Consider the following 13,247-nt stretch of genomic DNA (forward strand, 5'->3'; position numbering starts at 1 on the left):
CGGATTCTCAACATGAACGAACTTTCGCAACACGCCGAAGCGGCGGTTTATCGGCAGCAGGGCTTCGGCACGCCGCTACCCGTGCACGGCAACATCGGCCTGCTCATCGTCGACTTCGTGGTCGGGTTCGCCGATCCAGCCACGTTCGGCGGCGGCAACATCGTGCCCGCCATCGCGCGCACGCAGGAGGCGCTCGCGCTCGCGCGCCAGCATGGCTGGCCGGTTGCGCACAGCCGCATCGTCTACGCAGCGGACGGCAGCGACGACAACGTGTTCTCGATGAAGGTGCCCGGCATGGCCACGCTCACCGAGGACCATCCGAACAGCGCGATCGTGCCCGAGCTCACGCCCGCGGCGGGCGAACTCGTGGTGCGCAAGACGGTGCCTTCGGCGTTCTTCGGCACGCAGCTGGCCCCCTGGCTCGCGCAGCGCGCGGTGCAAACGCTGCTGGTGGCCGGCGCGGTGACGAGCGGCTGCGTACGCGCGAGCGTGGTCGATGCGATGTCGCATGGCTTCCGGCCGCTCGTGCTATCCGACTGCGTGGGCGACCGCGCGATCGAGCCCCACAACGCGAATCTCTTCGACATGCAGCAGAAGTACGCGGCGGTGATGCCGCTCGCGCAGGCCATCGCCCAAATCGAGGCGGCGCGGCGCTGAATGTGCGCGGCATGTGCACAATGCCGGCACTGGCAGCGATGGCCGCCAAGCCTGCGCCGGTATTTGACGCGATGTTTTTGGCCGCATAACGTCACGCGTGGCCGCGGGTGCCCTGCGTGAAGGCACGCGTGCCTTCGTGCATAGCCGATTGCCGCGCGCCCCGCCCCCACAGGAATTCTCTGCCGTGAACCGCTCCGAACTGCTCGTGCGCGAGAGCTGCCTCACCGTCGTGCGCCAGCCCGCCCCGCCCGTCAAGCCCGCACCCGGGCAGCCGGGCAGCCTCTCGTCGTTCGTCCCCGCCGTCGCCGAAGTGTTCGTCGCCGTGCTCGACGACGGCCGCCTGCTCGCGTTCAACGGCCACGTCGATCTGGGCACGGGCATTCGCACCTCGCTTGCACAGATCGTCGCCGAAGAGCTCGACGTGCCTGCTGCGCGCGTGGCGATGCAACTGGGCCACACCGCCGCCACGCCGAATCAGGGGCCGACCATCGCGAGCGCCTCGATCCAGATCTCCGCGACGCCGCTGCGCTGCGCGGCGGCCCAGGCGCGGCTTGCGCTGCTGCAGCTCGCCGCCGAGCGCTTCGGCGTTGAGGCGCAGGCGCTCGCGACCGACAACGCCGAAGTGTTTTTTGCCGATGCGCAAACCTCGGGCGACACGCGCCGCGTGAGCTTCGCGGACCTGGTGGCGGGCCAGCGCATCGCGCTCGATCTTGACCTCAAGACGCCGGTGAAAGATCCGTCGACGTATCGCGTGATCGGCAAGTCGTCGCCGCGCGTCGACATTCCCGCGAAGGCGACCGGCCAGCTCACTTTCGTCCACGACATACGCGTGCCGGGCATGCTGCACGCGCGCGTGGTGCGGCCGCCCTACACCGGCATCGACAGCGGCGCGTTCGTCGGCCGTCTGCTCGACGAAGTCGATCGCGATTCCGTCGCGCACGTGCCGGGCTTGCGCGCCGTGGTGGTGCTCGGCGACTTCATCGGCGTAGTGTGCGAGCGCGAAGAACAGGCGATGCGCGCGGCGCGCGAGTTGCGCGTGAAGTGGAGGCCGCTGCCCGCGCTGCCCTCGCTCGACGACCCGGGCGCCGCGATTAAGGCCGCGCCCTCGCAGCGCCGTCCGCTGCTCGAAGAAGGCGACGTAGAGGCCGCGCGCGAGGCGCCGGACACGCAGACGATCTCGCGCACCTACGTGTGGCCGTTTCAGATGCACGGCTCGATCGGGCCGTCGTGCGCGCTCGCCGACTATCGCGAGGTGGGCAGGGGCCGCATCACCGTCTGGGCGGGCACGCAGAATCCGGTCTCGCTGCGCTACGACCTCGCGACGCTCGTAGGCCGCGACGAAGCCGACATCGACATCGTGCGCATGGAGGCGGCAGGCTGCTACGGCCGCAATTGCGCCGACGATGTCTGCGGCGACGCGCTCCTGCTTTCGCGCGCCGTCGGTGCGCCGGTGCGCGTGCAACTCACGCGCGGCGACGAACACGCATGGGAGCCGAAAGGCACAGGCCAGGTCGTGGACGTGACCGGCACCGTGACGCGCGATGGCCGCATGACGGGCTACGACTTCGTCGCGCGCTATCCGTCAAACGATGCGCCGTTGCTCGCGTCGCTGCTCACGGGCGCGGTCGCGAGCGAACCGCGCATCTTCGAAATGGGCGACCGCACGGCGGTCTCGCCCTACCTGAGCGCGAACCGCCGCTTCGTTTGCGAGGATCTCGCGCCGCTCGTGCGCGCATCGTGGCTGCGCGGCGTCTCGGCGCTGCCCAACTCGTTTGCACACGACTCGTTCGCCGATGAGCTCGCAGCAGTGAGCGGCGTCGACGCGCTCGAATTCCGCCTGCGCCATCTCGACGACACGCGCGCCGCCGAACTGCTCGAGGCCGTGGCCCAGCGCGCAGGCTGGAAAGCGCGCTCGCCGCGCAGCGAGCCGTTGCGCAGCGGCGAGCGCTATGCGCGCGGCCGCGGCATCGCTTACGCGCGCTACGTACACAGCCGCTTTCCGGGCTTCGGCGCGGCGTGGTCGGCATGGGTCGCCGACGTGGTGGTTGACCGGGTGACGGGCGAGGTGCGCGTGGAACGCATCACCGTGGGGCAGGACACGGGCACGATGATCAATCCGGATGGCGTGCGCCATCAGATCCACGGCAACGTGATCCAGGTGCTGAGCCGCTCGCTGAAAGAGCGCGTGCGTTTCGCCGACGGCAAGGTGGCGAGCCGCGAATGGGGCAGCTATCCGATTCTGACCTTCCCCGAATTGCCCGCCGTGGACGTGGTACTGATGCCGCGCCAGGGCGAGCCGCCATTGGGGGCGGGCGAATCGGCCTCGGTACCGGGGCCGGCTGCGCTAGCCAATGCGATTTACGACGCGACGGGCGTACGTTTCTGCGCCCCACCCTTCACGCCGGACACGATCCGCGCGGGGCTGCGCGAGGCGGGCGTGCTGCTGGAAGCGAAGCACGCGGCGCTTGCCTGAGTGGCGCTTTTACTGGTCTTTCTTCTGGATACTCAACGGCGACAGCGAGAACGACACCTCGTGGCGCTCATTCGCTGTCCAATTCCATCATCTTGCGCAGCAGGAACAGCAGCCCTACGCGCTCGCCCGCGTTGAGCGTGCCGTAAGTACGCTCGGTGACCTGCTTCGCGAACGGAACCGTGCGCTCGATCAGCGCGATGCCGGCGGGCGTGGTGCGCACGAGCAGCTTGCGGCCGTCGGTGGGGTCTGGCAGGACTTCAATGAGCGCGCGCGTTTTCAGCCGCTCGACCACGCCGCGGATCGTGGCCTGGTCGATGGCCGTGGCCTTGACGATGTCGTTGAGCGAGCAGCCCTGGGTCTCCTTCACGGCGCAGAGCGTGACGAACTGGGCGGCCGTGAGATCGGAGTCGGGAATCGCTTCCTGAAAGATGGACGCGTGACGCTGGTAGGCGCGGCGCAGCAAATGGCCCACCTGATCGTGGAAGTCGTAAGAGTCCTTGTGCGACGGCATGAACGTGCAGCCCTGACGGGCCTTGAGGAAGAAAAATGTAGTGTACACCGTCGAGATAGCCTGACAGTACGCGTGCGACGAGAAGACTTGCCCAATGTCAGCCCGGAGGCTCTGGAGACGACGCCACGTACAAACGCATCGAGACGTTTGAGCGGTACCACATTGGGGACCCGGTACGATTTGCGTTCGCCCTCCCGCAGCGCGCTGCGTGCGCCCGCTTACGCACGCAAAGCCCTCGACAGCGCCCAGCGCCCGTGCCGGAAGCACCGTCCGACGATCCAGCGACAACACTGCATATTTGAGCGCATACGCACAAATACCGTGCTTGACGGCACCATTGTGCGTCATTCAAAACGGACAGCCAGCACGAAAAATATACCTGAATTATCAGGTGCCCTCGCGCTTTTCAGTGTGCCCATATGAAAACCGGAAATGCTTTCCTTTCCCAGGTATTTTAGAGTGTATACGCTTGTATTTTGACATGCTATACATCTACCTGTGAGCGCTCGATGTGTGCACGCATCGGACGGCCAACCTCAATCCGACTTGTCCCAACCGGGAGTCCATCTATGTCAACCGTGCAATCCGGCACCGCCGCCCTCTCCCCTGCCGGCGCGCAACACGGCGAGCTATACCGCAAGGTCACGTTCCGCCTGATCACCATCTTTTGTCTGTGTTATTTCGCAGCGTATCTGGACCGGATCAACATCGGCCTCGCGAAGCTGCAGATGCTCGACGCGCTCAAGTTCAGCGATACCATCTACGGCTTGGGCGCAGGCCTGTTCTTCGCCGGCTACATTCTGTTCGAAGTGCCAAGCAATCTGATCCTGCAGCGCGTAGGCGCGAAGCTGTGGATCGCGCGCATCATGATCACGTGGGGCATCCTTTCGGGCGCGACCCTGTTCGTGACCACGCCGATGCAGTTCTACATCGTGCGCTTCCTGCTGGGCGTGGCCGAGGCCGGCTTCCTGCCGGGCGTGCTGCTTTATCTCACGCAGTGGTATCCTGACGCGCGACGCGCACGCATCGTCGCTCTCTTCATGGTCGGCCTGCCACTCTCCAGCATGATCGGCAGCCCGATCTCCGGCTGGATCATGCGCTTCTTCGACGGTGCGCACGGCCTCGGCGGCTGGCAATGGCTTTTCCTGATTGAAGCGTTGCCGTCGATCCTGCTCGGCTTCGCGATCCTGCTCTGGCTGCCCAACAGCATCGAGTCGGCGCCGTGGCTCGACGCGCACGAGAAAAAGACACTGCGCGCCAATCTCGACGCCGACCCGGCCGGCAACAAGAGCCATGCGCTCGGCAAGGCGTTTGTCGATCCGAAGGTGTGGGCGCTCGGCCTGATTGATCTGTGCGTGCTGCTTGGCCTCTACGCCGTGAGCTTCTGGCTGCCTTCCATTCTGCGCGATACCGGCGTCAAGGATGCCTACACGATCGGCTGGCTGATGGCCGTGCCCAACGCGGTCGCCGTGATCGGCACGCTCTGGTGCGGCGCGAGCTCGGACCGCCAGCGCGAGCGCCGCTGGCATATCGTCGTGCCGTTCCTCGTCGCCGCGGTGGCGCTCGTCGTAGCCGCCAGCGGCACGCATGGCACGCTCTCCACGGTGATCCTGTTCTCGCTCGTCAATGCAGGGGCGGCAGCGGCGATGCCGGTGGTATGGTCGCTGCCCTCGACCTTCCTCAAGGGCTCCGCGGCGGCGGGCGGCATCGCGTTCGCTTGTTCGATTGCGAATCTCGGCGGCTTCGGCAGCACGTATTTCATCGGCTGGCTGCGCGATACGTTCCACTCGCAAAGCGCGGGACTTTATGGCTTCGCAGTGTGCATGGTGATCGGAAGCGCGCTCGCGCTGTCGTATCCGAAGAAGGTGGTTAACCGCTGATTTTCGCGGCACGCGGGAAAGGCGCTCGCCAGGCGCCTTTCCCATCGTTATCGCAGTTCACCGTGCCCGCTTCGGGCGCGGCAGCCTTCGAGATTTCCCCTGCCTCAAGGGCGCGCACAGACCCTCCTGCTGCCCCACGCGCCCCTTTGCGCCCCGCTATCGCGCGACGCACTCCGTTCGCCTGAGCACGCGCCTCGTTCGTCTCGTTCCCCCACAACCTCCGCATCGCTTCCACGCCCGGCGCAGCGCATCACGACGCGTCCATAGCGACCCGTGTCACACGCCACAACCCAAGGTTTTCCCTGATATTGAGTCGCTTGACTTGTGCTAATTGGAACCTTAACTTTGCACCTGTTCCTACATGTACTTTTTTATAGAACAGGTTGGCCACTGGAACGGCCCCAATCAACCGGTCACAAGGATCTCCAATGTCCACCCGCCCACTTCGTCACGCTTGCGTTCTCGCTGTCTGCGCGCTGCCGCTCGTTGCACGCGCCGACTCGGGCGTGACGCTGTACGGCATCGTCGACGAATTCGTTCAGTACGTGAACACCGGCAACGGCTACACCGCCGCGGTCGGCTCGTCGGGACAGTGGGCGAGCCGCATCGGCCTGCGCGGGCACGAAGACATCGGCGGCGGCAACTACGTGGGCTTCGACCTGCAAAACGGCTTCAATCCGAACGATGGCACGTTCGCCTCGCCCGGCTCGATCTTCAACCGCCAGGCGTGGGTGGGCATCGGCGGCAACTGGGGCGAAGTGCGCCTCGGCCGCCAGAATTCGCCGATCTTCAACGATCAGGGCGGCCTCGATGCGTTTGGCGCCTCGACCCAGGCCTCGGGCTTCAGCAACATGATGACCTACGCTGTGCGCACCAGTAACACCGTGTCGTACACGTCGCCGACGATGTCGGGCCTGCAGTTCAGTGTCTATGTCGGCTTCGGCGACGCGGGAGGCCTGCGCTCCGCGGGCGCGAGCTATCAGGCGGACCTCACCTACGCGAACGGCCCGTTCTCGGCGGTCGCCGCCATCCAGGGCGTGCGCAGCCCCGACAACAGCACGCTCGACCACACGGCGGAAGTCGGCGCGTCGTACCAGATCGGCAAGACCACCGTTTATTTGGGCTGGAGCGGCGCGAAGTGGGACGATCTCGCGCTCGACGTGAACATCTACGGCATTTCCGCGCTGTATCAGCTCACGCCCGCCCAGGCAATTGCGTTCGGCGGCACGCTGCTGCACGACGAAACTGGCCAGGGCGACAACGCCCGGCAGATCGCCGCACTCTATACATATACGCTTTCGAAGCGCACCTCGCTGTACGGCGCGGTGTCGTTCCTGCAGAACCGCGGCGAAGCCTCGTACCGCCTTGCGGGCTCCGCCAACGCGGGCCTGCCGCTCGCCTATGCGGGCGCGGACGCGCGTGGCGTCCAACTCGGCATCGTCCATCGCTTCTGATTCGAACCGTCACGCCGATCATGCTGCGCGCAAGCCGATTCCCCACCCGATGCCACCCGTCAGAAAACATGTGCATACTTGTGCCTTTTACAAGGCGCGATGAGCGCACCGGCTCCCTCCGGTGCGCATTTGCACCGATTGCTCACGGGAGACTGAAGATGGTTCGAAAATCGGCCAAGGCATCCGATGTCGGGCGCTCGAAAGCGCACATGGTCGCGGCGGCGCTCGAGCGCGACATCCTGACCGGAAGGCTGCCCTACGGCCAGCAGCTCGAAAGCGAAAGCGAACTGGTGGAGCGCTTCGCGGTGAGCCGCAACACGGTGCGCAAGGGGCTCGACCTGTTGACGACGAATGGACTGATCACCCGCAAGGGCGGCGTTGGCTCGTTCGTGACGTTCAACGGCCAGGCAATCGACGGCTCGCTCGGCTGGAGCACCGCGATCGAACAGGCCGGCGGCAGCGTGCAGACGAAGCTCCTGCAGATCGCCATCGTCGAAGACGAGGCGCTCGCGAGGGAGCTGCGCCTGCGCAGTTCGCGCTTCGTCGCCATCGACCGGATGCGCCTGATCGGCGACCCCGCCACCTGCATCTCGCTCGAACGCAGCCGCCTGCCGTTCTCCGACGATCTCGCGGCGCTGCCGCTCGAAGGTCTGGTGGGCGGCTCGCTGTACCGCACGCTCGCGGCCCATGGCATGGTCGCCGATCACGGCGAGCAATGGGCCGAGGTGGTCGGCCTCGAAGCCGACGACGCCAAACTGCTCAAGCGCCGCGCCGGCACCTCGTTCCTGCGCTCGCGGCGTCTGACCCGCGATCGCGACAACCGCATCATAGAGTACGTGGTCAGTCTGCTCGACCCGGCTCACTTCGCCCTGCACCTGGAATTCTGATGTCGATGTCCCGCTCTCCTTCTTCCGCTTCGTCGGCGTCTTCAGCGTCCACGGACGCCCGCTTCGACCGCGCACGTGGCGCGTTCTACGGCCTCGCGCTCGGCGACGCCTTCGGCATGCCCACCCAGTCGCTGAGCCGTGAGCAGATTCACGCGCGCTACGGCCGCGTCACGGCGCTCCTCGACGCCGACGCCGACCAGCCGATCGCCCCCAGGATGGCCGCTGGCTCGATCACCGACGACACCGAACAGGCCGTGCTGGTCGCGCAACTGCTCGTCGACGGCCACGGCACGATCGAGCCGCTGGAGTTCGCGCGGCGGCTGATCGCGTGGGAGGCGGCGATGAAGGCGAAAGGCTCGCTCGACTTGCTCGGGCCGTCCACACGCCGCGCCACCCAGGCGATCGTCGACGGCGAGAACGTCCTGGTCGCGGGCCGCTTCGGCACGACCAACGGCGCGGCAATGCGCGTGACGCCGGTGGGCATCGCAGCCTCGCTCGCCAACCCGGACGCCTTCGTCGACGCCGTGGTCGGCTCATGTATCGTCACGCACAACACCACGCTTGGCATCGCGAGTGCAGCCGCCGTTGCGGCGGTCGTATCTGCTGGCATCGAAGGCGCGACGCTGCCCGAGGCGCTGGCGATCGGCGCCGACTTCGCAGAGCGCGGCGAACAGCGCGGCTTCTGGGTCGCCGGCGCGCGTATCGGCGCGCGCATCCGCTGGGTCGCCGATCTCACTGCGCAGGCGGGCGGCGACGCGCTCGCCGGCCTGCTCTACGACGTGGTCGGCACCTCGGTCGCCTCGCAGGAATCGGTGGTCGCGGCGTTCGCCCTCGCACACGACACGGCGCACCGCGGCACCCCCATCGAAAGCTCGCTCGCGACCGCGGCCAGCCTCGGCGGCGACACCGACACCATCGCGGCCATGCTCGGCGCCATGCTCGGCGCGTGCGCCGGCTACGACGCACTGCCGCGCGAACCCGTCGAGACCGTTCGCCGCGTCAACGCGCTCGATCTCGATCCGCTCATCCGGCAGTTGCTCGACCTGCGCGGCCCGCGCGGCTAAGGCGCTGCACCCTACGACCCAGGAGACTCACAGATGGCTTCGTCAAGCAATTCCGCCAACGCAGGCAAAATCGAGGCGCGCGGCATCGAACCCGTGCCCGAGAACGAATGCCGCGGCCATCCGCTGCAACTCTTCTGGGTCTGGTTCGCCGCCAATATCAGCATTCTCGGGCTGCCGCTCGGCGCCACGCTGGTCGCATTTCAGCATCTCGCGTTCTGGCAGGCGATGCTGGTCGCCGTGATCGGCGCGGCCGGCTCGTTCGCCATCGTCGGCGTGATCTCGATTGCCGGCCGGCGCGGCCACGCGCCGAGTCTGACGCTCTCGCGCGCCATCTTCGGCGTGCGTGGCAATATCGGCCCGACCATCGTCTCGTTGCTCTCGCGACTGGGCTGGGAAACCGTCAACACGACCACGGGCGCGTTCGTACTGCTCTCGTTGTGCTCGATCGTGTTCGGCACGTCCGCCGACGCGAAGGCCTCGCCGGCGCTCACGCTCGCCTTTATCGCGGTCTTCGTCGCGGCCACGCTCGTGGTGTCCGGCCTCGGCCACGCGACGCTGCTCGTGATCCAGAAATGGTCGACGTGGGTGTTCGGCGCGCTCAATCTGGTGGTCGGGGCGTTCCTCGCCGGTTCGATCGACTGGCATGCGGTGTTCGCCGCCGCGCCGGCACCCGCAAGCGCGGTCGTCATCGGCATCGGCACGATCGCGGCGGGCACCGGCATCGGCTGGGCCAACGCCGGCGCGGACATGTCGCGCTATCAAGCGCGCGACGTGAAGGCCGGCGCGCTGGTGGCATCGGCGGCGTTCGGCGCGGGCATTCCGCTCGTGCTGCTCGTCACGCTCGGCGCGCTGCTTTCGGTCGGCAACGACACGCTCGCTTCGGCGACCGACCCGATTGCCGCGATCCGCGAGCTGCTGCCGCACTGGATGGCGATCCCGTATCTGATTGCTGCATTCGGCGGCCTGCTGCTGTCGAACTATCTCTCGGTCTATTCGGCTGGCCTCACGACGCTCACGCTCGGCCTGAAGGTCAAGCGCGTGCAGGCGGTGGTGGTCGACATCGTGGCGATTACCACCGGCTCCGTTTACTTCATGCTGATCGAGGGCAGCTTCTACGGCCCGTTTATCGGCTTCATCTCGCTGCTCGCCGTGCCGATCACGGCATGGGTCGCCATCTTCATCGTCGATCTCGCAGGCCGCGATCACTATCACGCCGAAGCGCTGCTCGACGTGAGCCCGCGCAGCGCGTACTGGTATCGCAACGGCATCGAGTGGCGCGCGTTCGGCGCTTGGGCAATTGCGATCGTGCTGGGCTTGTGCTTCCTCTCGATCGGTGAGCATGGTTTTCGGGGGCCGTTCGCCGATAGCTGGCTCGGACACAACGGCCTTGGCTGGATCGTGACGTTCACGGTCGCGGGCGGCCTTTACGCGATGCTGGGCGGCGCGCGCCGCACCCAAGGTTTGCAGGAGAGCACGACATGAAGTTGGAAGTTCCCCGTTTGATTCACACGGGACAGGTCATCGTCGATCTGGTCATGCGCGTGGGCGCACTGCCGCCGCACGGCGGCGACGTGCTCGCGTCGGATGCGAGTTTCGAAGTGGGCGGCGGCTTCAACGTGATGGCCGCCGCACGGCGCAGCGGGATGGATGTCGTCTATGCGGGCGGCCACGGCGACGGCCGCTTCGGCGACCTCGCGCGCGAGGCGCTTTCGGCTGAGGGTGTCGAGGTCGCAGCTGCGCGCACAACGGACCGCGACACCGGGATTTGCGTCGCGATCATCGATGCGGGCGCGGAGCGCACCTTCGTGTCGCATCTCGGCGCGGAGGCTGAACTCCATCGCAGCGTGCTCGACGCACTCGCGGCCACTTCGCGCGACATCGTTTATGTCAGCGGCTACAGCCTCTGTGTGCCGGGCAAATGCGCGATCCTCGCCGACTGGCTCGAGACCCTGCCCGACGACGTGTGCGTGGCGTTCGATCCAGGCCCGCTAGTCGGGACGATCGATGCGGCACTGCTCGCGCGCGTGATGAGACGCACGCATATCTGGACCGCCAATTGCGGCGAAGCGCTGCGCCAATCAGGACGTGCGCAGGCTAGCGAAGCTATTGCCGAAATCGCCGCGCAACTGGCAGCCGGCGCCCTGACGATCGTACGTGACGGCGAGCGCGGCTGTCTCGTGTGGATGGAAGGCGCGGTGCATCGCGTCAGCGGCTTCGCAGTCACGCCCGTCGACAGCAATGGCGCAGGCGATGCACATACGGGTGTTCTGCTCGCGTCGCTAGCAGAAGGCCGCGCTCCCCTCGAGGCAGCGCGACGCGCTAATGCTGCTGCAGCGCTTGCAGTGACCCGTTTCGGTCCTGCGACAGCGCCTGTGCGAGAGGAAATTGACCGGTTGATCGAAACACGATAATCGCTCATCGTTTGAAAGTGCGGGAAATTGCGATGGCGACATCAGCCTCGTTGAGCCCCCCTATCGGAGTGGTGTGTCAGAGTTCCGTCGCCGCCCGCTAGGCAGGCGCACAGCGCCGACTCAAGTGCAACCAGAACGAAGTCCGTGGTCATCGACAAACTGACGCGCCAGCCAACGATGCGAGAGGCGAACACGTCGAGCACGTGCAATGCAAGAACGCACGCGACGGCGGAACTCGCGGGTATGTGGACCTTCAAGAGATGGCGTGCAACGTCACTATAACGATAAGTATTCCTATCTTATGGCTACCCAATCAAAAACGACTTGCGCGCCCCGCTCGGGAAGTCTGTCGGCCTACCCACATTGCCGCCTCGCGAATCAATCAAAACCACCGACGATAATTTTTTTATGTACAATTACTCAGGAATCCTGTTTATAGTTTGGCCAAGGAGGTATTCAGGCCGTTAACAAGTTCTAAACACGCAGGCGCGGTGCGGGTCTGGATTCGTCCCGTGTGTGGCGCGTCTCCCGGCGTTGACTGACTGGCGGAATGTTGACGCATCCTGCGCCTGCTTCCCGATGACCGGTCTCCCTGCATAGCCTCATGCGAGATAGCTCGGTCACGGTGTTCCTGTCGCGCATCCGTGTTGCTTCCTGTGAGGGCGAAAAGCTTCGTCGGCTCTCCGCACCGGCCGGTCATCGACCCATTCTGAAGCCCGGCCATCCCGGCGCGTCCAGTCGGTTAAAATCCGTCGGCATTCCGAAGGCCGCAGCAAAGCGGCCTGCAAACCCACCACACTTCGCCATGCCTACAGTTTCCATCGTTGTCCCCTGCTTCAATCAGGAAGCGTTCATCGCTGAGGCCCTTGATTCCTTGGTCGCGCAGTCATACACCGACTGGGAGTGCATCGTCGTGAATGACAGCTCGACCGACGGCTCCAAGGCCATCGTCGACGCCTACGCGAAGAAAGACAGCCGCATCCTGTCATTGACCAAGGAAAACGGCGGCGTCGCGGCGGCGCACAACTTCGGTTTCTTCCAGGCGAGCGGCTCGCTCTTTGTGCCGCTTGATGGTAACGACAAAATCCACCCTGACTATCTCAAGCGCGCCGTCGAGTGTTTCGAGGCGTTCCCCAATACCGTGCTTGTGCATACCGGTACGCAGAGCTTCGGTGAAAACCGCAAGGTCTGGCGGTCGCCGGAGTACAGCTACGAAAAGCTCCTCTGGCAAAACCTGATCGTCAAAACGACCATGTACCGCCGCGAGGCGTTCCAGCGCGCGGGGGGCTATGCGCCGGAAATGGTGCATGGGTTCGAGTACTGGGAATTCTATGTGCGCCTGCTCGGCCCGGATGCGCATGTGCAGTACATCAGGGAGCCACTTTACCTCCACCGCATCAAGAAAAGCTCGCGCTCGACCGACCTGGTGGAACAGGGCAAGGTCGAGGAGTCGCAACGCCTCATTTACGAGCGCAACCGCGAGCGGTATGCCGATCACAATGCGAACCCGATCAGCATATTCGACAAGCGCATGAAAGACTTCGCACCCATGCACGCCGCGCGCTACAAGCGGCAGGCCCGCTATCTGCACGCCGGATATGGCGTGCTCGTCGTGGTTCTGCTTGGCGTTATCGGCTTGCTCGTCGCGGCAGGCTAGAACAACGATTCCGGTCTGGATGCCACGTCGACGTAGTCAGCATGTGATTGATTGCAAAAAGAGTTTTTATAGGGCCGCAAGGCAAAGGCTCGCCAGGCTTGAGTCGCTGTAACCGGAAAAAAATGCATGAAAAGCAAAGGGCCCCCGTCTATCGCGTCATCTGACAGCTGGTGCGGCTTACAAAGAACTTTGATGCGTTGTAGTGCGGGTGGATAGACAGGGCCCAACGCCTTGCTGCCGCCAGGTCTCATGA

General features: G+C 65.4%; 10 protein-coding genes and 1 pseudogene. 9 read left to right on the top strand and 2 right to left on the bottom strand.

The features are described from left to right. The first annotated feature begins 12 nt into the window (after window positions 1-12). A complete protein-coding gene (locus tag JMY28_RS20530; protein ID WP_201697733.1) occupies window positions 13-657 on the top strand; it encodes an isochorismatase family protein in 645 nt (214 codons plus the stop codon). Window positions 658-841: 184 nt separating this feature from the next. Further along, window positions 842-3,130, top strand: coding sequence for a xanthine dehydrogenase family protein molybdopterin-binding subunit (locus JMY28_RS20535; RefSeq protein WP_201697734.1), 2,289 nt, complete (start codon window positions 842-844; stop codon window positions 3,128-3,130). A 67-nt stretch (window positions 3,131-3,197) separates the two neighbouring features. On the opposite strand, the gene JMY28_RS20540 is transcribed toward JMY28_RS20535, so the two are convergent. Then, window positions 3,198-3,641 carry a MarR family winged helix-turn-helix transcriptional regulator gene (locus JMY28_RS20540; RefSeq protein ID WP_201697783.1) on the bottom strand — a complete coding sequence of 148 codons (444 nt, stop codon included), beginning with the start codon at window positions 3,639-3,641 and terminating at the stop codon, window positions 3,198-3,200. Between the two features lie 569 nt (window positions 3,642-4,210). Here JMY28_RS20540 and JMY28_RS20545 point away from each other — a divergent pair. The 6 genes from JMY28_RS20545 to JMY28_RS20570 all read left to right on the top strand — a co-directional run bounded on the left by JMY28_RS20545 (window position 4,211) and on the right by JMY28_RS20570 (window position 11,337). Further along, window positions 4,211-5,521, top strand: coding sequence for an MFS transporter (locus JMY28_RS20545; RefSeq protein ID WP_201697735.1), 1,311 nt, complete (start codon window positions 4,211-4,213; stop codon window positions 5,519-5,521). 428 nt (window positions 5,522-5,949) lie between these two features. Continuing rightward, window positions 5,950-6,975, top strand: a complete 1,026-nt coding sequence (locus JMY28_RS20550) for a porin (protein ID WP_201697736.1) — start codon at window positions 5,950-5,952, stop codon at window positions 6,973-6,975. Between the two features lie 158 nt (window positions 6,976-7,133). Continuing rightward, a complete protein-coding gene (locus JMY28_RS20555; RefSeq protein ID WP_201697737.1) occupies window positions 7,134-7,862 on the top strand; it encodes a GntR family transcriptional regulator in 729 nt (242 codons plus the stop codon). Between the two features lie 5 nt (window positions 7,863-7,867). Continuing rightward, window positions 7,868-8,926, top strand: a complete 1,059-nt coding sequence (locus JMY28_RS20560; protein ID WP_236596956.1) for an ADP-ribosylglycohydrolase family protein — start codon at window positions 7,868-7,870, stop codon at window positions 8,924-8,926. Between the two features lie 33 nt (window positions 8,927-8,959). Further along, window positions 8,960-10,408, top strand: coding sequence for a purine-cytosine permease family protein (locus tag JMY28_RS20565; protein ID WP_201697739.1), 1,449 nt, complete (start codon window positions 8,960-8,962; stop codon window positions 10,406-10,408). After that, the gene (locus JMY28_RS20570; protein ID WP_201697740.1) at window positions 10,405-11,337 is read left to right on the top strand and encodes a PfkB family carbohydrate kinase; all 933 of its coding nucleotides are present in this window, start codon (window positions 10,405-10,407) and stop codon (window positions 11,335-11,337) included. Before JMY28_RS20565 ends, JMY28_RS20570 begins: the two co-directional genes overlap by 4 nt. Before the next feature lie 50 nt (window positions 11,338-11,387). Here JMY28_RS20570 and JMY28_RS20575 read toward each other — a convergent pair. Then, window positions 11,388-11,540, bottom strand: a pseudogene (locus JMY28_RS20575) (IS3 family transposase); the annotation flags it as partial. 401 nt (window positions 11,541-11,941) lie between these two features. Here JMY28_RS20575 and JMY28_RS20580 point away from each other — a divergent pair. Further along, window positions 11,942-12,994, top strand: a complete 1,053-nt coding sequence (locus tag JMY28_RS20580; RefSeq protein ID WP_201697741.1) for a glycosyltransferase family 2 protein — start codon at window positions 11,942-11,944, stop codon at window positions 12,992-12,994. Window positions 12,995-13,247: the final 253 nt, after the last annotated feature.

Origin of the sequence: Paraburkholderia hiiakae, assembly GCF_904848665.1 — a bacterium.
Taxonomy (GTDB): domain Bacteria; phylum Pseudomonadota; class Gammaproteobacteria; order Burkholderiales; family Burkholderiaceae; genus Paraburkholderia; species Paraburkholderia hiiakae.